Source organism: Sporomusa sphaeroides DSM 2875, from assembly GCF_001941975.2.
Taxonomy (GTDB): domain Bacteria; phylum Bacillota; class Negativicutes; order Sporomusales; family Sporomusaceae; genus Sporomusa; species Sporomusa sphaeroides.
The window spans coordinates 565,964-589,239 of record NZ_CP146991.1; the positions used below are offsets into that span (position 1 = coordinate 565,964).

At 46.6% G+C, this 23,276-nt stretch carries 19 protein-coding genes; 13 read left to right on the forward strand and 6 right to left on the reverse strand.

The genetic code is table 11. The features are described 5' to 3' along the window. Positions 1-114 precede the first annotated feature (114 nt). The gene (locus SPSPH_RS02610) at positions 115-381 is read right to left on the reverse strand and encodes a helix-turn-helix domain-containing protein (protein ID WP_075752935.1); all 267 of its coding nucleotides are present in this window, start codon (positions 379-381) and stop codon (positions 115-117) included. A 175-nt stretch (positions 382-556) separates the two neighbouring features. Between SPSPH_RS02610 and SPSPH_RS02615 the strand changes: the two genes are divergently transcribed. Next, positions 557-1,084, forward strand: a complete 528-nt coding sequence (locus tag SPSPH_RS02615) for a DUF5662 family protein (protein WP_075752937.1) — start codon at positions 557-559, stop codon at positions 1,082-1,084. A gap of 33 nt (positions 1,085-1,117) precedes the next feature. On the opposite strand, the gene SPSPH_RS02620 is transcribed toward SPSPH_RS02615, so the two are convergent. Next, positions 1,118-2,119 carry a zinc-dependent alcohol dehydrogenase family protein gene (locus tag SPSPH_RS02620; protein ID WP_075752939.1) on the reverse strand — a complete coding sequence of 334 codons (1,002 nt, stop codon included), beginning with the start codon at positions 2,117-2,119 and terminating at the stop codon, positions 1,118-1,120. Between the two features lie 398 nt (positions 2,120-2,517). Between SPSPH_RS02620 and SPSPH_RS02625 the strand changes: the two genes are divergently transcribed. The 7 genes from SPSPH_RS02625 (at position 2,518) to SPSPH_RS02655 (ending at position 12,545) form a co-directional block, all read left to right on the forward strand. Continuing rightward, complete coding sequence (locus SPSPH_RS02625) at positions 2,518-3,855, forward strand: TolC family protein (protein ID WP_075752941.1); 1,338 nt, start codon at positions 2,518-2,520, stop codon at positions 3,853-3,855. Positions 3,856-3,883: 28 nt separating this feature from the next. After that, positions 3,884-5,176 carry an efflux RND transporter periplasmic adaptor subunit gene (locus SPSPH_RS02630; RefSeq protein ID WP_075752943.1) on the forward strand — a complete coding sequence of 431 codons (1,293 nt, stop codon included), beginning with the start codon at positions 3,884-3,886 and terminating at the stop codon, positions 5,174-5,176. 11 nt (positions 5,177-5,187) lie between these two features. Further along, positions 5,188-8,370, forward strand: a complete 3,183-nt coding sequence (locus SPSPH_RS02635) for an efflux RND transporter permease subunit (protein ID WP_075752945.1) — start codon at positions 5,188-5,190, stop codon at positions 8,368-8,370. Positions 8,371-8,788: 418 nt separating this feature from the next. Beyond that, positions 8,789-8,968 (forward strand): hypothetical protein, encoded by a 180-nt coding sequence (locus SPSPH_RS02640; RefSeq protein ID WP_075752947.1) that lies wholly within the window; start codon positions 8,789-8,791, stop codon positions 8,966-8,968. Positions 8,969-9,498: 530 nt separating this feature from the next. Continuing rightward, positions 9,499-10,089 carry a DUF3786 domain-containing protein gene (locus SPSPH_RS02645; protein WP_233138633.1) on the forward strand — a complete coding sequence of 197 codons (591 nt, stop codon included), beginning with the start codon at positions 9,499-9,501 and terminating at the stop codon, positions 10,087-10,089. Between the two features lie 11 nt (positions 10,090-10,100). Beyond that, entirely contained in the window at positions 10,101-11,315 is a 1,215-nt protein-coding gene (locus SPSPH_RS02650) for an MFS transporter (protein ID WP_075752953.1), read from the forward strand. A 75-nt stretch (positions 11,316-11,390) separates the two neighbouring features. Beyond that, positions 11,391-12,545, forward strand: coding sequence for an aldo/keto reductase (locus SPSPH_RS02655; RefSeq protein WP_075752955.1), 1,155 nt, complete (start codon positions 11,391-11,393; stop codon positions 12,543-12,545). A gap of 575 nt (positions 12,546-13,120) precedes the next feature. Here the strand turns inward: SPSPH_RS02655 and SPSPH_RS02660 are convergent. Continuing rightward, positions 13,121-14,110, reverse strand: a complete 990-nt coding sequence (locus tag SPSPH_RS02660) for a pyridoxal-phosphate dependent enzyme (protein ID WP_075752957.1) — start codon at positions 14,108-14,110, stop codon at positions 13,121-13,123. A gap of 188 nt (positions 14,111-14,298) precedes the next feature. On the opposite strand from SPSPH_RS02660, the gene SPSPH_RS02665 reads away from it, so the two are divergent. The 5 genes from SPSPH_RS02665 to SPSPH_RS02685 all read left to right on the forward strand — a co-directional run bounded on the left by SPSPH_RS02665 (position 14,299) and on the right by SPSPH_RS02685 (position 19,385). Next, positions 14,299-15,516, forward strand: a complete 1,218-nt coding sequence (locus SPSPH_RS02665) for a Tm-1-like ATP-binding domain-containing protein (protein ID WP_075752959.1) — start codon at positions 14,299-14,301, stop codon at positions 15,514-15,516. Positions 15,517-15,527: 11 nt separating this feature from the next. Continuing rightward, positions 15,528-16,352 carry a phosphoenolpyruvate hydrolase family protein gene (locus SPSPH_RS02670; RefSeq protein ID WP_075752961.1) on the forward strand — a complete coding sequence of 275 codons (825 nt, stop codon included), beginning with the start codon at positions 15,528-15,530 and terminating at the stop codon, positions 16,350-16,352. 190 nt (positions 16,353-16,542) lie between these two features. Then, the gene (gene codY / locus SPSPH_RS02675) at positions 16,543-17,319 is read left to right on the forward strand and encodes a GTP-sensing pleiotropic transcriptional regulator CodY (protein WP_075752963.1); all 777 of its coding nucleotides are present in this window, start codon (positions 16,543-16,545) and stop codon (positions 17,317-17,319) included. 345 nt (positions 17,320-17,664) lie between these two features. Next, complete coding sequence (locus SPSPH_RS02680; RefSeq protein WP_143558950.1) at positions 17,665-18,792, forward strand: PP2C family protein-serine/threonine phosphatase; 1,128 nt, start codon at positions 17,665-17,667, stop codon at positions 18,790-18,792. A gap of 140 nt (positions 18,793-18,932) precedes the next feature. Continuing rightward, the gene (locus SPSPH_RS02685) at positions 18,933-19,385 is read left to right on the forward strand and encodes a hypothetical protein (RefSeq protein WP_075752967.1); all 453 of its coding nucleotides are present in this window, start codon (positions 18,933-18,935) and stop codon (positions 19,383-19,385) included. Between the two features lie 18 nt (positions 19,386-19,403). Here the strand turns inward: SPSPH_RS02685 and SPSPH_RS02690 are convergent, their stop codons facing one another. The 3 genes from SPSPH_RS02690 to SPSPH_RS02700 form a co-directional block, all read right to left on the reverse strand. After that, positions 19,404-19,952 (reverse strand): hypothetical protein, encoded by a 549-nt coding sequence (locus SPSPH_RS02690; RefSeq protein WP_075752969.1) that lies wholly within the window; start codon positions 19,950-19,952, stop codon positions 19,404-19,406. Between the two features lie 167 nt (positions 19,953-20,119). Continuing rightward, positions 20,120-21,499, reverse strand: coding sequence for a hydroxylamine reductase (gene hcp / locus SPSPH_RS02695; protein WP_198930880.1), 1,380 nt, complete (start codon positions 21,497-21,499; stop codon positions 20,120-20,122). A gap of 174 nt (positions 21,500-21,673) precedes the next feature. After that, positions 21,674-23,002: a hypothetical protein gene (locus tag SPSPH_RS02700; RefSeq protein WP_075752971.1), complete on the reverse strand. Its 1,329-nt coding sequence runs from the start codon at positions 23,000-23,002 to the stop codon at positions 21,674-21,676. Between the last annotated feature and the right edge of the window lie 274 nt (positions 23,003-23,276).

The window sequence follows — 23,276 nt, forward strand, 5'->3', positions numbered from 1 at the left end:
GGTTTATAAACGATAAAACCAACAAATATAATAAAAATCAGCAACTTGCCTTTCATTGTAATGTGAGGGCATGGTTGCTGATTTTTTGTACGTCACAGAACGATCGTTTTGTATCTATTTGTTCTTTAAATATCTGCCCCGGATTTCTACATCAATGGGGTTGAAAAAAGCTGCGACATCCACCTTTAGGGCATCCGCAATATCGAAAAGAATGTCTAGACTAAATTCCATCTCAGAATTTTCCGCCTCTATTTTGGATATGTACGACCTTGACTTGTCGATCTGTTCACTCAGACTTTCTTGGGTTAGATTGCGAAGTTTGCGGTAAAACGCAACTTTGCGGCCAATTTCTCTATATTTCGCTAAATGTTTGCCTCTCATAATGTCTCACCTCAAAGAAATGGCACTGCCTGTCCCTATTTACCCATGAATTATAAAAGCCATGATGTAAAAAAGAAAGGAATCTGCAAGTTATCAGCTGGCAGTTTAAAACATTGGCTTCTGTATAGCTAATGTAAAATGAAGGAATTTAGCTTGAAGCAAAGGAATTGTAAAGATGGATATTCAACTAAAATTTTCCTGCTGGACAGATGAAAAAGAGAGTGATTTATTGATTATGAAATATCATCTTCAATATGTGTCTGCGGTTTTACGGCATAAATGGTATGTTTTCCAGGAAGCTTGCAAGCTGGGGATCCCCTGGCGGGGGCTGCTGCATGATTTTACTAAGCTTACGCCTGGTGAATGGAGGCCGCGGGTTCGGGCAATGCGGGCAGGCAATTTGCGCGGCGCAGATGGCCGTATAGATCTGAACCGGGCGAATGATGAGCTTGCTCTGTGCTGGCTGCGTCATTATCACCGCAATTCTCATCACTGGCAGCACTGGGTAGTTTGCCTTGATAATGGCTCAGTCCGTCCGCTGCCGATGCCTGATGCAGACCGGCGCGAAATGCTGGCCGACTGGCTTGCTGTTTCCCGCCAGCCGGACCGGCTGGATATGATTCCCTGGTATCAGCAGAATAAGGAGCACCTGCTGCTTCATCCCGTTACAAGACAGTGGATTGAACAAAAGCTGGGTCTATAAGCGGTGTAATGTCTGAGGGGAAAGGGCAGCCGGTTATCCTTGAAATGAATTTACCAATGATATTTTCCCCATAGCCTTGCCGGCTTCCAAATAAGCATGAGCCTTATTAACCTCATCAAAAGTAAACTGCTGTTTGTCTCTCTGGATATGTAATTTTCCTTGTTCGATTAAATTACTTACATGGTTCAGTATTCTGCCATGCCGTTCTCGTTCAATATTGAAAAGCATAGGCACAGTCATCAATAGAGCATGTAAAGTGAGGGCTTTCGCATGCATCAGTCCGATATCCAGAGTGGTCCTGGCGTTAGTAGTACAAATTGCTCCCTTTAATTTTACCGCTTTGAAACTGTTGGTTAAATTATCTCCTCCAACCGGATCGAATATCGCGTCAAATCCTCTGCCATCTGTGTATTTCTCCACATAGCTTTCGACAGACTCAGTATTAGAAAAAATAACATGGTCCGCACCAAAAGCTTTCGCCACATCGGCTTGCTCCTGATTTAAAACCGTACCATAAACAATAGCACCTTGTTGCTTTGCCAATTGTACAGCTATATGCCCAACTCCGCCGGCAGCACCATGTATTAATAATTTTTCGCCTGGCTTCACTAAGGATTTTTCCATAATTCCTTCCCAGGCGGTTATGGTGACCAACGGAAATAAGGCCGCCGTGTAGTGATCAATGCAGGCAGGTTTTTTCGCAATCAAATTGGCATCTGCCAGCATAAATTCAGCCAATGCTCCTTGTAAATTCCCGACTCCACCAGTACAACCGAATACTTGATCACCAACTTTCCACTGGCCTGCTTCTTCGCCAACAGCTATAATCTCACCTGAAACATCTGCATTAAGAATTGCGGGTAATTTGGGTCCGATAGCAGCAGCCAAACCTGAGCGAATTTTCGTTTCCAGCGGGTTGACACTACTGGCGACTACTTTCAATACTACATGCCCGGGAATTGGTTCAGGCTTGTCCACAGCCGCTATTTCGAATACTTCCGGACCGCCATATTTCCGGATCATCATTGCTTTCATTCACAACACCTCCAGGATTAATTAATTTTCTTTCGCAAAAATTATTCCATTAAACCAAGTTCTTGATGTATTAACTCTAACATGACATTTCAATCTTTAGCAAGAGAACTGAACCTGAATAAGTGATGCAATTGTACTGGCACCGTTTCTCATACGGTGCCAGTTTTGTTTTTAACTGAATTTGTTCAGCGTGAAATCACACAAGTTCTTCAAGAAGTATTCATAAGTAATTCATAATGACTTGTTATACTGAAACAAATCCAAAGCTACAAACAGTCCTCTGAATGGGGGAGGGCTGTTTGTCTTTAAAGCCAGGCAATAGCTGGCAGTATATATATTTGTACTGCTACATAAGGCCCCAGCTAGAACTAGTACATTAACTTCAAGGAGGATGAACAATGAGCAATATCTCAAAGACTGGCATTATAAGAGCACTCGTAGTAGGCAGTATTATGCTCGCAACCAATTTACAGCCAGTCCTTGCAGCGGAACAGCCCTTAACCCTGCAAGAAATCGTAAACACCGCCATCAAAAGCAATCCGGCGGTGGTGGAAACCGAAAAAAGGTGGGAAGAAAAATTCAATCGCATTCCTGCTGCCACAGCACAACCCAATCTTAAAGTCGGTTTTATGAAAGACGATATCCCAACATCCAGTTTGAATCCCGGTGACGGCATGATGACCGAGTTTACTATCAGTCAAGAGTTTATGAACCCGTCTAAACTTAAGTTAATGGGTAAAATGGCAGAAAATGAAGCAAACATGAGCAAAACAAGCTGGGATGAGAAACAGGTCGCAGTCTATGTACAAGCAAAACAGGCCTATTATGATTACCTTTATTCTAAGCAAGCGCTGGCAATTGGTAAAGAGAGCCAGCAGCTTATGGGTCAGCTTGCGAAGCTGGCTCAAGTCAATTACTCAACAGGCATGGTGCCGCTTCAGGATACACTAAAAGCTCAGACTGAGTTTTCACAGATGACAATTGATCTGCTAAATATGGCGTCGATGGAAGCTGTGGCGAAAGCAAAGATTAACAACTTGATGGGACGCAGCACGAATACCGCTTTCGAAGTTAAAGAAGAATTTACAGCTCCGCCGCCCGATTTTGATTTGGCCGGCCTTATTAAAACCGCTACTGAAAGTAAGTCATCTGTGGTAGGGATGCAGTATCAGGCGGACATGGCCCAAAACGGGATTGATTTAGCAAAAAAACAGAAATTACCTGATTTTGAAGTCAGTTTAGGGTACAAGAAGAATAAGGAACCCATGATTGACGTAATGACTATGAGCGGCATGGACCCGAAAATCATGGTTGAAGATCGCAAGCCTGCCTGGAGTATTGAAGTAATGGCAATGTTTCCTATTTGGCAAGGGAAAAACAAAGCCGAAATCAAAGCAGCGGAAGCCGGCTATGAAGCTTCGCAAGCTGCCCTTCAGAATATGAAGAATATGGCTGAACTTGACGTCCAAATGGCGCTTACTGAAGCCCAAACTAGCTGGCGTCAAATTGAACTATATGAGAGTACCATTGTTCCGCAGGCTGAACAGCATTACCAGGCGGCGGTTGTTGGATATACCCATGGCAAAGCCGATTTTATGACTGTTCTGGACGGGGTTAATACGCTGCGCAATGCTAAACTGGGACTATATAAAGCTAAAGTGGATTATGAGAAAGCTGCGGCCAATCTGGAAAATGCAGTAGGGAAGCCTTTATTCACCAGTGGAACGCAGCCATAATGAGTAAACTGTAAAAGGAGAGGACCGCATGATTGAAACACTACAGACCAAAAAGAAACTTATTATTGGTGTGACTGCCGGCATTCTGGTAATTGGTGGTGTGGGCTACTACTATACTGCTCAACATAATGTGCCGGCGGCTGCAGACCATACCGGCCACCAAGCAAATGCCCCGGTTATGGCCATGGGAGACACCGTGACTTTGGATGCCAAGGCGCGGCAATTGGCTGGGGTGCAAACGGCGCAAGCATTTGTTAAGCCGTTAACTAAGGAAACCAAAACCACCGGCAAGATTGCTATGAATGAAAACGGTCGGACCTACATCACTTCCCGGGTTGAAGGACGGATAGACCAGCTTTACGTGACCGCCGAAGGAGAAACGATTGCTCCCGGCCAGGCTATCGCCGCTGTATACAGCCCGACTTACATTGCGGCCCAGGAGGAATATTTATTGGCAATGGAAAATGTTCAAAAACTAAAAAATGCCAGTAAAGATATAGTCCAGATCAACAACCGTCTGCTCGAGGCTGCCCGGCGCAAACTGCAACTTTTGCATGTACCTGACAATGAAATCACTCATCTGGAGCATACCAGACAACCCAAGGACCATATGACCATTTATGCCCAGTTTGGCGGAACCGTGCTGGAAAAACAAGTCCTGGCAGGTACCTTCCTTATGCCCGGCGATAAAATGTACAGCCTGTCGGATTTATCTACCGTTTGGCTGTATGTGGATATTTACGAAAAAGACATAGCAGGGATAAAGCCGGGTCAGCAGGTCGTGGTAACTAGCGGCGCCTATCCGGGAGAAACCTTTAACGGACAGGTCACCTTTATTAACCCGATACTTGACGATGCAACCAGAACGGTTAAAGTACGGGTCGAAATGGCTAATCCCGGCGGCAAATTAAAACCTAACATGTTTGTTAACGCTATGATTCAAATACCTCTGGGAGACAGTCTGCTCATCCCGGAATCCAGTATTTTGGATACCGGCAGCCGCCAAATTGTCTTTGTCGCTCAAAGCGAAGATACCTTCGTCAGACGAGATGTAGTCATCGGACAATATGCCGACGGTTATGTCCAAATCCTGTCCGGGCTGCAGCCTGGTGAAACAGTCGTAACAGCTGCTGCCTTCCTTATTGATTCCCAAACTAAATTAGGCAGCTTTGGCAGCCATGCCGGTCATGGCGGCGGGGGTGATGGTAAGGGAGCCGCAGCATCGGCACCAGCTGCCGGTAGTGCAGCGCCGGTCCAGGCGCCTGCCATACCTGGTGCTCCGGCTGACTCAGGCCAGCATAGCGGCCACAGCGGGCATTAAGGAGGACTGGCATGCTAAATAAAATAATCGAGTTTTCCCTGAAAAACCGAATGATTGTCCTGATGTTAACCGCACTGGTTATTATATGGGGAATTTTTGTCATACGTGATACCCCGATTGATGCTTTTCCTGATCTTAGTGAGAACCAAGTGCTTGTTTCAGCTGACTGGATGGGCCGGGGACCGCAGGAAATCCAGGATCAGGTGACCTATCCCCTGGAGACGGCCTTGCGGGGACTGCCGAAGGTTAAACAAGTACGGTCAGCTTCCTCTTTTGGCATGTCACTGATAACAGTTATTTTTGAAGACGGAGTAGATCCCTACTTTGCCCGCCAGGTGGTAAATGAAAAAGTGCAGCAGGCTATTCCCCGTCTGCCAAGCGGTGTGCAGCCAGCCTTAGGCCCGGTCAGCACCCCGATGGGACAAGTCTTTATGTATACCGTGGAAAGTGATCGCCACAACCTTGCTGAATTACGCACCATTCAGGATTTTACCATCAAGCAACAACTGGGCGCCGTGCCCGGAGTAGCCGAAGTTGCCAGTATTGGCGGCTATGTAATGCAGTATCAGATCAATCTTTACCCGCAGCTCCTGCAAAGCTACCGGGTTACTTTTAATCAGGTAATTGGGGCGCTTAATGCTAACAATGCCAATATTGGGGCCAAAGTTGTCGAACAAAACGGTCAGGAATATATCATTCGCGGGCTGGGATTAATCGAGTCCATTGATGATATTAAGAATGTTGTTATTACCCAAAACAACAATGTCCCCATATATATCAAAGATGTAGCCGGTGTAACTGCAGGCCCGGATTTTCGCCGGGGTGTGCTGACCAAATCCGGTTATGAGGCGGCCGGGGGAATTGTTATTCAGCGCATGGGCGAGAATACGCTGAACGTCATTGACCAAGCGAAAGACAAAATAGCGGAAATTCAGCCAACCTTACCGGAAGGTATGCGGATTGTACCATTTTATGATCAGACTGACCTGGTGAAAAAAGCAGTTAATACACTAACGCGGGCGCTGATTGAAGAGTTTATTTTAGTGTCTATCATTGTTATCGCCTTTTTAGGGAATGTCCGGTCCAGCCTGATTGTCACCAGCGCCATCCCAATTGGTATTTTGATCGCGCTGATTGCCATGAAACAGATTCACCTATCGGCCAATTTAATGTCACTTGGCGGTATTGCTATCGGCATTGGCGTTATGACAGACGCGGCCATTGTTATGGTGGAAAACATTTACCGGCATTTAGCCGAGGACCGAGGTCGGCGGAGTATTATTGACGTGACGCTGGCAGCGGCCAAAGAAGTGGCCGTACCAATCTTCTTTTCCATCACCATTATTATCGTCACCTTCCTGCCGGTATTTACCATGACCGGTACCGAAGGCAAGATGTATACCCCCATGGCCTGGGCTAAAAGCTTTGCCATGACCGGCTCATTGTTATTGGCATTCACTTTGGTGCCGGTGCTCTGCACATTCTTTCTTCGAGGTAAGATTCAGGAAAAAGACACCTGGATTGTTGCCAGAATGCATCAATGGTACACGCCCACGTTGAAGTCAGTACTAAAGCACAGCAAAACTACTATTGTTATTGCCGTAATTGTAATGATAGCCGGATTCTCACTCTTACCGCTCCTTGGTACCACTTTTATGCCGGTTTTAGATGAAGGGACATTCCTGGTTATGCCGACCATGATGCCTAGTGTATCACTCACGGAAGCGTTGGAATCGGCAAAAACCATGGACAAAGTCATCATGGAGATTCCGGAAATCGATATGTCGGTCGGCAAGGTGGGTCGAGCCGAGTCGGCAATGGACCCGGCGCCAATCAGTATGATTGAAACCATTGTCACCCTAAAGCCCAAAGAGCAGTGGCGGCCAGGTATGACCAAGGAGGCGATTGAACAGGAAATGATGGTCAAACTGGCCAATATCCCCGGACTCAACTTAGCCTTTACTCAGCCGATTGCCGGCCGGTTGTCCATGCTGACCACCGGGGTTCGCACCGAACTTGGTATTAAGCTTTACGGAGAAGATCTTAAGGTGCTTCAGCAAAAGGCCTTTGACATTGAAACGGCATTGGGAGCGGTGCCCGGTGTCAGCGATTTACTGGCCGAAAGAGTCTTTGGTGCCAGCTATTTAGAAATTCAGGTCAACCGGGAAAAAGCTGCCAGGTATGGTCTTAACATCGCCGACGTTGAGGACGCTATCGAATTAGCGGTAGGCGGCAAAACTGCCACAACCACTATTGAAGGGCGTAAGCGCTTTGACGTTCTTGTACGGTACAACCGGGAAAACCGCGAAACCATTGACGCCATGCAAAACATCCTCGTTCCCGTAACCGGTGGCGGCACTGTTGCGGCCTCAACATCACCAGGCGGTATGGGCGGCATGGGCGGCGGCGAAGCCACTGCCGCGGCTGCTCCGGCTACCGGCGCCTATGTGCCTCTCGGTGAAGTCGCTCAATTCCAGGTAGTGGACGGACCATCCATGATTAGCAGTGAAAACGGAGTCTATTGGATGAGCGTTCAGATGAATACCCGGGGGCGGGACGTCGTTGGTTTTGTTAATGAAGCCAATCAGGTTATTAAAGAAAAGGTTGACTTCCCCCCTGGGTATTCCATGAAATGGACCGGCCAGTATGAGAATCAGCAACGGGCAAAAGACCGGCTGATGATAGTGGTACCGGCAGTCATTGTGCTCACCTTTTTCTTACTGTATATGGCCTTCAACTCTGCCAGTGATGCTTTGCTCATTCTGATGAACATTCCGTTTTCTTTAGTGGGCGGTATTGTAGCCATGTACGCTACCGGTACCTACCTTACGGTTGCGGCAGCTGTCGGCTTTATTGCGCTTTTCGGGATTGCGGTCCAAAATGGGGTAATCATGGTGACCTATATCAAACACCTGCGTGGTCACCGCTCGCTGGAAGAAGCCATTACTGAAGGCGCACTCACCCGGCTAAGGCCGGTTATGATTACGGCACTGGTCGCAAGTCTCGGCTTATTCCCGTTACTCTTTGCCACCGGCACCGGTGCAGAGGTACAGCGGCCGATGGCTACAGTAGTTGTTGGCGGCTTGATTACCTCCACGATTTTGACCCTGCTCGTATTGCCTTGTATCTATCTGGTCTGGAATCAATGGCGCGAGCGCAAAAAACCTCCCGTATCTGATAACTTCAATACGTAAACGAGACATTGTATGCAAGCAGCTCTCCGACTGGTGGAGAGCTGCTTGCGCTTTATAGAAATCACAATTTCTTCACCACATATTCACAGGTTCTTCAAAACTTAATGATATGATTTGTTACAACAAGTGTGGTGTTGGTCGAGGAGGAAGCCTGCTTTATCTTATATTCACTGGCACGGTTCAGTTAGAATTTTTGCGCACAGATAGTCTCCTTATCGGCGGATTCAAGGCTGCACAGCTAACTGCTTTACTCACAGCACTGGCGGCCAGCCTGCTGTGGGGATGGTGGGTAAGTCGGAATATAGGGCGCAACGTAAAGGTGTAGTTGCGACTGGCGGGCCGTATGCCCGTGTGCGTCACCCTTAAACGGCGGGTTAACCTATCGGATCAATAATATAGTTTTCAGGGAGATGACATTATGAACAAAGTGGTATCAAAAGTAGTTATTGCTTTATTGCTGGGTACGTTTGTGGCAACATCCGGAGTGAGTTCCGCACTGGTATTGGCTGAACAAGCCAATACCCAACAAGATCATCAACAAGTACCGTCTGCAGAAAGTGGCAACAACCAGTCAAACGAGCATTCCGGTCACCATTAGAACTTGCTTGTGAGCGGCTCACACGTGCTTGTCCTTTGTGTAGCCCGCAAAAAAAACAAACAGTCAGCCTTATTGGGCTGGCTGTTTTGCTGCACTTGGTTTACTATGTTTAGAGATGGGGTAAAAATTTATTTGCCTGGCTGCCAGGTACGCAATACGGTAATATTTTTTTAAAGGCTTGACATAGTATGAGGCAAGGTAGTATATTTAAAACAATATATGTGTATATACACTAATGCTTAATTGCAGTGAAAGACGGATAGCTTGCTGCTGAATTTGTAGAGATTAGTCTGGGCAACATTCGCGTATCCGGCAAATGCTGGCGAAGAGGGAAAGCGGTACTTGCTGGAAACAGCAGAGGATTACTGTAAATATCTGCCGAATGTTAATATTTTGTTTACTAGATATAGCAGCGTAAGCGTTGTTGCCGCTTTAACCTGTGAGAAGGTGCATAATACAGGGATTACGGGGGAGGAATTTATCTGGAAAAGACTAATTACCGTGTCGCCCTTGATAAGGGCTGGGAGGATTTGAAACTCAAAGATCCTGCTGAAGTTGCCGAGATCATGCAGGTAACCTACCTTAGTGACAGGCAGCAGTTTATTGTTCCGTTTTTTAATGAGCAGTTTATTGTCGACTGCAGCCGGCAAACCATTTATAATGCGGCAGATGGCTTGGTTCCCGGCATCGGTGCGCGTATGCTCATCCTGCATTACCTTACCTTTTTTGCATCCAGGCAAGAACCTGTCTGCAAGTGGGTCAGCCTTAAGGAAATACCTGGCGGCGGCATGCTTTTCTATCCCGCTTTCTATAAAGATTCCATCCGCGGTCTCATTAAAGCCTTTGGCCGGCAGTCGGCGCTCCTCTTAGCCTGCGCCAAACAGATGGGCGGCCAGCCGGCCGGGTTTGGCACTGTCTCCGCTGTTTTCCAGGTATTTCCCAAGATTCCGCTGTGTGTGCTTATCTGGGAGGGAGACGAAGAAGTTCCGGCAAACGCCACAGTTTTATTTGACCCGTCTATCGAACATTTCCTGCATATTGAGAGTGTTATCGGCGTCGGCAGCTATCTTGCCAACAAACTGATTAAATTAGCCGGCATGGACATGGTGCCTGGTAACTAAAGGAGATATATATGGAAGTCAATTCAACCAGGACAGCATGGTTGATCATGCTAAGTTCAGCTGCAATTTTGGCGATTACTATGGGTGCCAGACAATCGGTGGGGCTTTTTGTTTCACCAATCGATACAACAACCGGCTTAGGTATTGTTTCCATTAGCTTTGCTCTCGCTGTAGGGCAGTTTATATGGGGGCTGGCGCAGCCTATTTTTGGCGCGATTGCTGACAAAAGGGGCTCTTATGGAGTGATTGTCTTTGGCACTTTCTTGCTTGCAGGAGGCTTAGCCCTTACTCCGTTCGCTAATTCAGAGTGGTCGCTGGTGTTAACTATGGGGGTTTTAAGTGCGGCAGGAGCCGGCGCGGGGAGCTTTTCCATACTTATTGGTGCTACCTCACAGCGGATACCTGCCGAACGCCGGGCTTTTGCCGGCGGTTTTATTAATGCGGGAGGCTCGTTAGGCCAATTTATTTTTGCCCCTTTACTTCAGGCTGTTATTAGTGGATTTGGCTGGGTTACCGCCATGTTTACCATGGCGGCAACAACCTTGCTTACCATTCCTCTGGCCTCACTGCTATGCGGCAAGCGAGCACCTGCAATGGCAGTGGCAGCAGAGCAGCCAGCCGGGGGGTTGATACAGCAATTACGGCTGGCGATGCAGGATCGAAGCTATCTGTGCCTGCATGCAGGGTTTTTTACCTGCGGTTTTCACATTGCCTTTCTGGTGACTCATTTGCCGGGAGAAGTTGCGTTATGCGGGCATTCTGCCAATGTATCGGCGGCCTCGTTAGCTATAATCGGCTTGTTTAATATAGCAGGCAGTTTATTTGCCGGCTCACTGGGCTCGCGCTACCGGATGAAGTATATACTTGCTGTTATGTACGGCAGTCGCGCTGTAATGATTGGACTATATCTTCTGGCTCCCAAAACGGCTTTGACATTTTATATCTTTGCTGCATCGCTTGGGTTTACATGGCTGGCGACAGTACCTCCGACCGCCGGCCTTGTGGGAAAATTGTTCGGAACACGATATTTGGCTACCCTTTTCGGCTTGACGCTCTTGACCCATCAGATTGGCGGTTTTTTAGGTGCCTGGCTGGGGGGCCTTGCCATGGCGCATGATGGTAATTTTCTCTGGATGTGGTATGCGGACATTGTACTGGCAGCTTTAGCGGCACTGGTTAACCTGCCGATTCGGGAGGACGCTGTACTGCCCCCAAAAAGTGCTTGACATGGACTGGACTCCAAGTGCTAGATTAGGGTTAGGGAAATCCGGGGCTGATAATTTTGTGACAGGGAGGTTAGTATGGAATATCGGGTTTTAGGGAGAACTGGGATTAAAGTAAGTACCATTGGCCTTGGCGGCGGCGGACTTGAGAATATAGACGCTGTGGCTTGTGAAGCAATTATTGATTGTTCCCTTGACGAAGGCGTTAATTTTCTTGATATATACAATTCCAATCCGGAAGTCAGAAGTAATGTTGGCAAAGCGTTAAGCAAATATCCCCGGGACAGTTTTGTTATTCAGGGGCATCTGTGTTCTGTCTGGGATAACGGGCAATACCGGCGCACCAGGGATTACAATGAAGTTGTCGGTGCATTTGAAGATTTTTTGCGCAGAATGCAGTTAGACTATGTTGATATTGGCATGTTGCATTATGTGGATGATCAAAAAGATTTTGATAACATCTTTACGGGAGAAATAATCACATATGCCAAAGAATTAAAGGCAAAAGGAATTATTAAATCGTTAGGAATATCAACCCATAATCCGGATATTGCTTTTAGCGCAGTGGAAACAGGACTAATTGATGTAATTTTGTTTAGCATCAATGCGGCTTATGATATGTTGCCAGCTAATGAGGATGTAAATATCCTGTTTGAAGAAAGTACTTTTAAAGACCGGATTTATGAAGGCATTGACCCCAAGCGTAATAGATTATACCAAACTTGCAGCAACGCGGGTGTCGCCTTAACTGTTATGAAGGGATATGCTGCCGGAGTGCTGTTCAGTGACCAGGCATCTCCCTTTGCCAAAGCACTGACCCCGGTACAATGCTTACATTACTGTTTAACTAGACCGGCAGTGGCTTCCGTAATGGTTGGCGTGGCTAATCTGCAGGAAATATTGGCAGCGACCGCCTACAACACTGCAAGCAATAAAGAAAAGGATTATAGTGAAGTTCTTGTGAGTGCACCAAGAAGTAACTTACACGGACACTGTATGTATTGCGGACATTGCGCCCCCTGCCCGGAAAAAATTGATATTGCATTAGTAAATAAATATTTGGATTTAGCTTTAATTCAGGTCGATGTGCCGGAAACAGTGAAGAATCATTATGCCGTACTGGATCATCATGCACATGAATGTATAGCATGCGGGTCATGTATGAAGAACTGTCCTTTTGCTGTAAATGTTATAGACAAAATGAAACAGGCGGTCAAACTTTTTGGTCATTAAACATCAGGCAGGCTGCGGAATTATCAAGGGGGTGCGCTTGATGTGTACCATGTGTATCGGTGCAGTGAAAATGAAAGCGAAAGCCTCCCAGGGTAGGATGAAAAAAGACCCTGGGAGGTTTTTACATGTATAACAAAATAAGTTTTGTATGGCGGCCGGTATATCCATAAAAGCTCCTAATCAGGAGTTATTTTACTTATGGGGTATGTAAGTAATCCTTAGTCCGGCTTAGCGCTCATTTTCAGGCTATATGTTCCTTAATCCTCCTTGCAAGGACAATTTAATCGGAGTAGAATAAAGTCATCTTATATTATGTCAATTCAATATTTTCATTTTATTCACGCTTTCTTTGGTGCAGCAGTAACTAAAAATAGGGTAAGGAAAGGGATGATACTATGGCATTTCAGCTTGGAGGGGCCGCTCTAGTCTTTATTGCAGTTTCTTTATTTGTACTAAACTTAGTTCACGTATCTGGCATAATTTAGTTGCTGGGAAACATAGTGAATTGACAAATATATATGGCGAAGAAAAACCATCATCCTTTGGATGGTGGTTTTTCTTTTCTTCGACTTCTCCTATTTCTTTAACCCTGTACCGGTTAAAGGGACGACAATAGTAATTTTGTTGTCAGATTGTCCCTGAAAATAGTGCAGCATGCCGGCGACGGCCACGCCGGCAGTGGCTTCGACATAAATGCCCATGTTACCAAGCATTTGCTGAGCTTGTATTACCCTTTCGTCATCGACGGTAATAACATCGCCATTGCTGTCTTTAACGGCGGCTATCATCTCATCAATTCTCCTGGGTTTTCCAACAGCGATGCCTTCGGCGACAGTTGGTGTTATTTCCTTATTTGGCTGGTTTTTAAATTTACTGTACACAGGCGCACAGTTCTCACTTTGCACGGCAATGATACGGGGGAGTTTCCCCAGTTCTTTAAAACCGATATATACCCCCAGCAGCATAGTGCCGTTACCGGCAGGCACAACGATATAGTCGGGTATGCCGACTTGCTCATAGATTTCATAGGCAAGCGACTTAGTTCCTTCGAAAAACAATGGATTATAAACGTGGGAAGCATAATAGGTTTTCGCGGCTGCTTTCAGGGTTGCCGCCGCCACGTCATCACGTGTTCCCGGAATCTTAACGATATTGGCTTTATAGGCACTAATTTGTTTAATCTTGCCTGCCGATGTATTTTCTGGCAAATAGATATTGCAGGTAATGCCGGCTGCCGCACAATAACCGGCGAAAGCTGCCCCGGCATTACCGGAAGAATCCTCAACCACTTCGGTGATACCTAACTCCTTGAGCATATTAATTGTAACCAAAGCCCCCCGGTCTTTAAAGGAACCGGTGGGATTCATATAATCAAGCTTTAAATTAACCTCTATGTTCTCCAGCTTGCGTTTTACAACCGGAGTCACAACCTCTCCCAGGGACACCGTTTTGGGAATTGCTTCTTCTTTTGCTTTATAGAGCTTAAAAAGTCCCCCGCATTCACATTGATACGCAAGGCCACTAACGGGATATACCTTTTTACAATCAGAACAATAAAAATGCATGAACGCCCACCCCTTCTACATAAGTATGTTGAACACTCCTGTATCTATCATAATATAATTGGGAAAAATAAAAACTATAAATGTAATAAATATATGAATTTATCTGAAAATACGGTATCATTTTGTTAACAGGAAAATTTAGCTGTGCAGTCATCCCGTTAACTCACGAATCGCGAGGAGGGGTTATCATGAAAACAGTTGCTATTGCCGGAACGTTTGATTCCAAAAGTCTTGAGTTTGCTTATCTGCAAGAAATCATTCACAGCCTGGGTTTGAAGACCTTCATGATTCATACAGGGGTATTTGAGTCAAAACTGGCGGCAGATGTTTCGAATGAAGACATTGCCCGCGTCGTGGGAGCCGATATTAAAACCATCGCGGCTAACAAAGACCGCGCGCTGGCAACCGATGTACTCTCCCGGGGCTTGGAAAAATTGCTTCCCCAGCTGTATGCGGCAGGTAAGTTTGACGGCGTAATTTCCTGTGGCGGGAGCGGCGGGACCTCACTGGTCACTCCCGGCATGCGGGCTCTGCCGATCGGTGTGCCGAAAGTTATGGTTTCAACCGTAGCGGCAGGCGATGTATCCATGTATGTGGGAACCAGTGATATTTTTATGTATCCCTCCATTGTGGATGTTGCCGGCTTAAATTCTATCTCAACGAAAATCTTTGCCAATGCGGCACTGGCTATCGCGGGAATGGTAAAATTTGAAGTAAATAAAGTGATTGCAAAGAAACCTCTGATTGCCGCTTCTATGTTCGGGGTGACGACGCCTTGTGTAGATCAGGCCAGAGAATATCTCGAGCAGCAAGGTTATGAGGTTTTAATCTTCCATGCGACAGGAACCGGCGGTAAAGCCATGGAAGGTTTGATTAAAGACGGTTATATTGAAGGCGTTTTTGACATTACCACAACAGAGTGGTGTGATGAGCTTATGGGGGGCAACATGGCAGCCGGAGATAAAAGACTGGAAGCCGCCGCCCTAAATCAAATACCGCAAGTTGTTTCTGTTGGCGCTTTGGATATGGTGAATTTCGGGCCCATTAGCACCGTTCCGGGCAAATATAACGGGCGTAATTTTTATAAACACAATCCTACGGTGACCTTGATGCGCACCACGGTTGAGGAAAATAGGCAGCTGGGACTGATGATTGCCGAAAAACTAAATATGTGTACAGCCAAAGCGGCGTTATTGCTGCCGTTGCAGGGAGTCTCCATGATTGATTCCCCCGGCCAGCCCTTCTATGGCCCGGAGGAGGATGCCATGTTATTTAAAACGCTCAAAGACAATATTACCAATCCGCTTGTTGAAATTATCGAAATCAATGCGAATATCAATGATATTGAGTTTTCCACAGCGGCTGCGCAAAAATTAATTGAACTGGTAACAGAAAAACACAGGTAGGAGGCGTTTTTATGCCAACCAGAAGCGAAATACTAAAGAAGCTGAGAGCGGAAATCACTGCCGGCAGAATTATAGTGGGCGCCGGAGCCGGGGCCGGGATATCGGCCAAAAGCGGTGAGGCCGGTGGTGTCGATTTAATCATTATTTATAATTCCGGGAAATATAGAATGGCAGGCAGGGGGTCACTGGCAGGCTTGCTGCCCTATGGCGATGCCAATAAGATTGTTGTCGAGATGGGGGCCGAAGTATTACCTGTTGTGAAGCATACCCCTGTTTTAGCCGGCGTATGCGGTACCGACCCGTTTCGGATTATGGAAGTGTTCTTAAAGCAGCTAAAGGAGCAAGGGTTTGCCGGTGTCCAGAACTTCCCTACCGTTGGGCTCATTGATGGCGTATTCCGGCAGAACCTGGAAGAAACCGGCATGGGATACGATTTGGAAGTCGAAATGATCAAAAAAGCGCATGAACTGGATCTGGTTACTTCCCCTTATGTATTTGATACCGAGCAAGCCGTGAAAATGGCTAAAGCCGGAGCCGATATCATTGTGGCTCATATGGGGTTGACAACCAAAGGCACAATCGGGGCTAAAACCGCATTAACGCTGGATGATTGTGTTGTCAAAGTCCAGACGATTTGTGATGCTGCCAAGGCGGTCAAGCCGGATATTCTTGTCTTATGTCATGGCGGTCCTATCGCAGAACCGGCAGATGCACAGTATATCATTGCGAACACTCGTGATGTGGCAGGTTTCTTTGGTGCTTCCAGTATTGAAAGGTTTGCCACAGAAGTGGGAATAAAGCAGCAAACCGAGGCCTTCAAAGCAATAAAAAAATAGACATATCACACCGTAATAGCGAAAAATAGTAGAATTCCTGCTAAATCCTGTCGGATGTGGCAGGAATTCTGTCCGTTTGTGAGAAATAAATAATAACCTGCAATCAAAAATTGGAAAGGGGTACAAAAACCGAGTATTAGGGGTTTAGTTAGAAATAGAATATATTATATAGGAAAGGCGGGCTTGTGTCGTGACGGCATTAATAAAACAAACGCGGGAAATCAATCATTTGCTGCAAGAATCCGAAAAGGTGGATTATAATAAGGTTACCAAGCTTCTCAGTGAATTTATGGCAGCCAATGTGTATCTGGTTGACAAAGAAGGGGTAATTCTCGGATATGCTTTGCAGCAGGAATTTGAATGTGGAGTTATATTGGAAGATGTATTAGAACAGGGTCAGTTTCCGGAAGAATATGTGAAGATACTGCGGCGGGTGCGTGAAACCAGCAGCAATATACGTCTCCAAGACGGCAATTGTGTGCTTAGTGAGCAACTGCAATGCCCTATTGATGAAAAGTATTCCCTGGTAGTTCCGGTTGTTGGTATTGGCAAACGCCTGGGATCGTTAGTTATTGCCAAGTTTCATGCTGAATTTACTGAACAGGATCTGGTGTTGGCCGAGTATGGTGCTACCATGCTTGGCATGGGTTTGCTCCGGGGCAGCGTGGATAAGCTGGAGGAAGAGATGCGTAAGCGAACCATCGTCCAGGTAGCGTTAAATACGCTTTCTTATTCTGAACTGGAGGCAGCTATGATTATCATGGATGAACTCAATGGCAATGAGGATTTAATTGTGGCCAGCAAAATTGCTGATCGTGAGAAAATCACCAGATCGGTCATTGTCAATGCCTTGAGAAAGCTTGAGAGTGCAGGTGTGATTGAGTCCAAGTCACTGGGAATGAAAGGCACAAATATAAGGATTCTCAATGAACAGCTTATTGGAGAATTAAATAAGAAAAAGCACTAAGCCGCCCCAGGAAATTTAGGGCTCACGGGAATAAATATTTGCCTTAGCTATCATTAGGCGAACATAAAAGTCCTGCAATTAACAAATTGCAGGACTTTTATGTTTTTGAATATAGAGAGCGGTTTTTTATCGGTATGACAAAGACACAATCATGGATAGAGGATAATTATCCTAATTTACCGAATAGATACCATGAAATATCAGCCGTTTGGCTAAAGCTATGATTTTTGGCAATCATGCGGCTTGGCACAGATTCTGTTGCGTATGGCAGCAGCGGTGATAGGCTGCTTGATTGTCTGCTCAAAAAATAAACCGGAAGGGGATTCGGTAACATGAATCAGAAAATTGACATTGCATAAGCAGGATTTACTGGTATTAAAGCAATTACAGACCGGCTTCGAACTGCTGATGCAGGGCAAATATCCGGAACAAATACCTGCCGAAGAATGCAGCAAGCCGCTGGCTCAAGTCGTTCTCTGCTTCAATCGCCTGGCCGGACAGATGAAGGAACTATACGAATACACTGTGCCGCTAGCCAGAGGCAATCTGAATATAGAGCGTCCGGGGAAAATGAATTTTTTAGCCGCCGGCATAAAAGAACTCCATTCTAAACTGAATCATTTAACCTGGCAGGCACAGCAAATTGCCAAAGGAGATTACGAGCAAAGAATTGATTTCATGGGGGAGTTTTCACTTGCGTTCAATTCTATGGTTATTAAACTCGACGAGCGGGAACGGCGTTTAAAAGAAGAAATTCTGATCAGGCAAAAAGCCGAGCAGGAAGTTCGCTTACAGAATAAATTGATGACTGACAACATTCGCTATGCAGGCAGTATCCAACGCGGGTTCCTGCCGACAGACCTGGATAATGCGTTTTTGACGATCTGCAATATCTATCAGCCGCATGAACACGTTGGCGGTGATATCTTTGATTATTTATGGAACGAGCAGACCCAGACCCTTTCAGGTTATGTGGCTGATATCATGGGCCACGGAGTTGGGACGGCGCTGCAAGCAATGGCCTTGCGAGTTTTATTTCGTCAAGCGAAAGAAAAGCGGCTATCCTCTGGCGATACTTTGCGGTGGATCAATTCGAAGGTGTCGCCATATGTTGCCGAGGATACGTTTGCCGCCGCCATTTATTTTCAAATAGATTTTAAACGACAGGTGCTGTCTTTTGCGGTTGCAGGTATTAATCATCTGTTTGCCTGGACGGCCCAGCAGACCGGCTTGATCTCTAAACCAGGCATATTTCTAGGTTTGCTGCCAGACCCTGAGTATGAGGAACATGAAATAGCTTTTCAAGCGGGTGATGTATTTTTGTTTCTCACAGACGGGCTGTTTGACCTGATTGCAGACCGTAAGGCCTTTGCCGTCACTACGCCAGACAGTACTTGGTCGTTCTTACATGCACTGGTTGCAGAACATAAAGGAACCGATGATGCATCAGCTTTGAAGATTGTTATCAAGTGAAAATGAAACATCCCCCAGAGAATTTTCAATAGTGCATCCCCACAAAACTTTGTGAGGGATGCACTATTTTCATGTTTTGTCATACTTTTGTCATATTCCCATATTATGATTAGATTAGAAAATAAAGGGGGTAATGCGTTATGAACTGCATGCTTAAAAAGACGATTATTTATTCCATGCTTGGCTTAATGCAAGTTGGCATGTTTTCATCGGTTGCTGCGGCTGCACCTGTTTCTTTATATAATGATAACTCACAACAAATATCATACCTTAGCCGCGGCCATGGACCTGACCGCGACCATCGCCGCGGACCCGGGCGTGATGACCGCCGTGACCATGACCGCCGTGACCATGACCGCCGTGAGCGTGAACGCCGTGAACAGGAGCGCCGCGAACAGGAACGCCGGCGTATCCATAATGAGCGTAAACGTATCGAAAATGAACGCCATGAGCGGGAAATGAGACGGCGGGCGCATGAAAGCCGCAAGGAATGGCGTGAACGTCAGGAACGGGAGAAACAGCGTCATGACAGGGAAATGCGCACCATTGCCGCCCTGCTGATTGGTATTGCCATTGGCTCAGCAAATAATTAAATAATACGGGGAAATGGGTTATAAGGCGCGAATGCTGGTAATCTTCCATGCATTATTGTAATCCCGCTCTAATAATACGTTATAGAGTTTTCCCGTGTCTTGCTTCCGGACTTCGATAAAGGCCCGCTGGTTGGTAACGCTCAGCAGCGAGAAGGAATCACGGTAGGCATCAAAGCCATAGGTAGCCGCCCGGTCTTTGAGGTATTGTACCGGATTATTGATAGTGTAGGCATAGTCGCTGCGGTAGTGGTAATCGCGGGCCGAGTTGTTGGTACTGCGGTAATAAATTTTCCCGTCCTGATACCAGGCTTGACTCTCATCAGGACTTGGCCAGCTATGTTTGTGCTGATGCCAGCCACGGCCTGGCGGGCGGGAATCCTTAGAATGTTTGAATGTCTGTTCTTGTTTTTGCTGGGGCGTGTTGGATGGTGCTTCTGCAGCGAGAGCCTTAGTGGCTGGGATACCGGACAATGCTGCTCCTGTCAGAATTGCGGCACTCATTAAGGCTGCAGCCCGGCGTTTGTATTTGCGCCTCAGTTGTTTGCGTTTAGCGGAGTTAATTCCCAAGGTTTTCCCTCCTTCAGCTTTATTTGTATCTAGTGTTTCAGATTTTTAAGAGCATAATTCTAGGTAAATATAGCAATATATAAACAAAGCAAAGAGCCTGGCCGCAGGGGCCGGGCTCTTTGCTGTCAAAAGCGGATGAGGCAAAAACTGTTCAAGGCTGGCGCAGATTACTTAAATCCCAGAAAAGCAGCGATACGTCCCCAGAAGGAGGGTTCTGCCACAGGCTCCGGATTAGCAGCATTAGCAGCAGCCGGGGTAGAGCCAAATATGGCTTGGAGATCTTGGTCAGGTGTGGTGATAAGTTGTAAATTGTAGTTATCTTGCAATACCTTTAGCACGTTAGGGGACATAAAAGCCGGAGGTGTAGGGCCCACACGGATGTTTTTGACCCCAAGACTTAGCAGTGTCAGCAGGATGGCTACCGCTTTTTGTTCATACCAGGATAGGATGAGTGTGAGCGGCAAGTCGTTAACACCGCAGTTAAAGGCTTTGGCTAAGGCTAACGCAATTTGGATGCCTGAATAGGAGTTGTTGCATTGTCCGAGGTCGAGCAGGCGCGGGATGCCGTCAATGTCGCCCAAATCGAGATGATTGAAACGGTATTTGCCGCAGGCTACGGTTAATACCACACAGTCTTGCGGAATTTGCTCCACCAGCTGGGTGTAATAATTGCGGCCCGGTTTGGCGCCGTCACAGCCGCCAACCAGGAAAAAGCGTTTAATTTTGCCGCTTTTTACAGCGTCCACGATTTTGTCGGCTAAGCCTAAAACGGCGGTGTGGTGGAAGCCGGTCATGAGGCTGGAACCGGCTTGTTCCGGCAGGGCGGGCAAGGCTTTGGCCTTGGCAATCAGCGCGCTGAAATCCCGGCCGGTAATATGCTCACAGCCCTCCATACCGGCTACGCCGCTGGTAAACAGGCGTTCCCGGTAAGACTCCTTGACAGGCATGATGCAGTTAGTTGTGACCAAAATAGCACCAGGGAAGGCGGCAAATTCGGTTTGCTGGTTTTGCCAGGCCGTACCATAGTTAGCTACCAGGTGCGGGAATTTTTGCAGTTCCGGGTAGGCATGGGCGGGGAGCATCTCACCATGGGTGTAGATATTGATTCCCATACCTTCGGTTTGTTTAAGTAGTTCGTAGAGGTCGAGGATATCATGGCCGGTGATTAAAATACCGTGACCTGCCTTGGTGCCTGTTGATACCTTAGTGGGCACCGGGTTGCCAAAACGTTCGGTATGTGCTTTATCCAACAGTTCCATTACGCGGTAATTCATTTCGCCGCATTTCATTACCATATCAATATGGCGTTCCAGGCTAAAATCAACATTGGTTAGCGTAAAAAACATGGCATCATGGACAAATGCGTCAACTCGTTCATCACGGGCTCCAAGCTCGCGGGCATGGTAAGCGTAGGCGGCAATGCCTTTAAGACCAAAGGTCAGAATATCCTGCAAGCTTTGCAGGTCTTCATTTTTACCGCATACACCCACTTTGGTGCAGCCGGTTCCATTGGCGGTCTGTTCACATTGATGACAAAACATACTCATATCGTTAAACCTCCGTATTTAGTAGTATTGATAATTACAGTATAAAGAAAAGAGGCGTGGCTGCCTGTGATATAAATCATATAAACCTGTGATATTGCTGCTAAATTTATCCGATGACTTAGTCCCAGACGGACAAATGATAAGAAGCCGCCTGGTTAGGCGGCTTCCGGCTTGTTAGAGGGACAGGTTCATTTTTCCTAATACTTTTCCGGCTTGGTCGATAAAGGTTACATTAATAGCCTTGCCGGTCTCGAATATACTGCGGTCAACAAGTACATGGGCGGAAGGATTCACATAATCCATGGTCATCGGCGCACCAGGCTTGGGGCTTTTTGTTCTTACATTGACAGTCAACGTATTATCTTTCAATGTGACCTTTTCAATGCCGATCTCATTGGTGGAAGAAGTTCCGCCAAGGTAGGCCACTAAAGCCACTTTGTTGGTGAGATCCACTTTATTGAGTTTATCAAGAACTGCCTGGGGGACTTGCTGCTGAAAGCTTCTGGCCTGCAGTTCATAATTGTAGATAGCGGCTACGCCGGTACCCTGGGGATATTTAGGCAGGTTCCACTGCCAGTTCTTATATTTGCTGGTGGAATAGAGAACTTGTTCGCCGCTGGGGGTACCTGGTGTAACGGCAGTGCCTGCCACCTTGTACGTTGTCCAGATGGCATCACGTCCGCCGAAGGGTTTAACCAGAATCATGGTATATTTCTTGCCGTTGTGGATTACCTCAACGTCGGTTTGTCCATGCCGTGACAGGGAGCTGCTGTTTACTTTGCGGATAACGGTAAATTTGTCTTTGTCTGAGAAACCATAGTTTTTGCCTTCATTTTTAGCAACTTTGATTGGGTCAAGCCGCCACAACTCGCGTCCGGCATCGACCGCCTGCTGCCATTTGATTACCTTGCTATAATCAAGGCCGGTGACGCCAGGACCTACATCAGGTTTATTAGGCTTGTTCGGCTCGGTTACCTTGGCTTCTTTGATGGAGGTGATTTGCCAGATTTTGTTATTGCCATAGCCTGTCGGCTGGGATAATTCCACTAAATAAAATGCCGGGCCGTGCCCTACCAGGACATAGGCTTTGCCGGTGCCGGCAGAGTTGTTGTAGTGTTTAAATATGAGGGTGAAGCTGTCTTGCTTGGCATCAAACCCGTATTTGGCAGCATTAGCCTTGACTACTTTTACCGGGTCCAGGAGCCATTGCTGCCTGCCTTTATTTGCCTCCTGCTGCAGTTGGTCTACGATGTTTTTTTCAAGTGCAACCGCAATGGTTTGTTTCCCGGTGTTGTTTACAACCACACGGCGCGTGGCTCCGTTGTTTTCTGTAATTACAGCTTCTGTGGCAAATACTTCTGCCGCTGTCTGCTGCCCGTTTGCGGCCGGAGCCGATTGGCTTGCAGCCGCCAGGGCCAGCGGAGACAGCATTGGTACAAAACCGCCGGAGATAATTGCAGCTCCGGTTATTGCCGCGATTAATTTTTTATGCTTCAAGTTCATGAGTATTGTTCCTCCCGAAATTGTTTTTTGTATTGGCGCCTTCATAGTGTTAAACGCCGGAGGATCAATTGGGTAACGCAAATTTTTCTGGAAAAGATATCCTGGCAGCCGGATAATCTCACCAAAGTACGAAGAATCCAAACTTTTTGGAGGTAAGAGCACAGTAGGTGTCGAAGAGGATATAGCTTGACGAAGGTTAGCTTTACAGTGCAATGGTATTTAAAATTTTGGACCAGTAGTCTGCCAGGGTATAAAGCCATAGGATGAAAGAACA

Excerpts from the sequence above, each read along its gene's own strand:
- SPSPH_RS02610 (WP_075752935.1), bottom strand. The coding sequence starts at position 381 with ATGAGAGGCAAACATTTAGCGAAATATAGAGAAATTGGCCGCAAAGTT.
- SPSPH_RS02615 (WP_075752937.1), top strand. The coding sequence starts at position 557 with ATGGATATTCAACTAAAATTTTCCTGCTGGACAGATGAAAAAGAGAGT.
- SPSPH_RS02620 (WP_075752939.1), bottom strand. The coding sequence starts at position 2,119 with ATGAAAGCAATGATGATCCGGAAATATGGCGGTCCGGAAGTATTCGAA.
- SPSPH_RS02625 (WP_075752941.1), top strand. The coding sequence starts at position 2,518 with ATGAGCAATATCTCAAAGACTGGCATTATAAGAGCACTCGTAGTAGGC.
- SPSPH_RS02630 (WP_075752943.1), top strand. The coding sequence starts at position 3,884 with ATGATTGAAACACTACAGACCAAAAAGAAACTTATTATTGGTGTGACT.
- SPSPH_RS02635 (WP_075752945.1), top strand. The coding sequence starts at position 5,188 with ATGCTAAATAAAATAATCGAGTTTTCCCTGAAAAACCGAATGATTGTC.
- SPSPH_RS02640 (WP_075752947.1), top strand. The coding sequence starts at position 8,789 with ATGAACAAAGTGGTATCAAAAGTAGTTATTGCTTTATTGCTGGGTACG.
- SPSPH_RS02650 (WP_075752953.1), top strand. The coding sequence starts at position 10,101 with ATGGAAGTCAATTCAACCAGGACAGCATGGTTGATCATGCTAAGTTCA.
- SPSPH_RS02655 (WP_075752955.1), top strand. The coding sequence starts at position 11,391 with ATGGAATATCGGGTTTTAGGGAGAACTGGGATTAAAGTAAGTACCATT.
- SPSPH_RS02660 (WP_075752957.1), bottom strand. The coding sequence starts at position 14,110 with ATGCATTTTTATTGTTCTGATTGTAAAAAGGTATATCCCGTTAGTGGC.
- SPSPH_RS02665 (WP_075752959.1), top strand. The coding sequence starts at position 14,299 with ATGAAAACAGTTGCTATTGCCGGAACGTTTGATTCCAAAAGTCTTGAG.
- SPSPH_RS02670 (WP_075752961.1), top strand. The coding sequence starts at position 15,528 with ATGCCAACCAGAAGCGAAATACTAAAGAAGCTGAGAGCGGAAATCACT.
- SPSPH_RS02685 (WP_075752967.1), top strand. The coding sequence starts at position 18,933 with ATGAACTGCATGCTTAAAAAGACGATTATTTATTCCATGCTTGGCTTA.
- hcp (WP_198930880.1), bottom strand. The coding sequence starts at position 21,499 with ATGAGTATGTTTTGTCATCAATGTGAACAGACCGCCAATGGAACCGGC.
- SPSPH_RS02700 (WP_075752971.1), bottom strand. The coding sequence starts at position 23,002 with ATGAACTTGAAGCATAAAAAATTAATCGCGGCAATAACCGGAGCTGCA.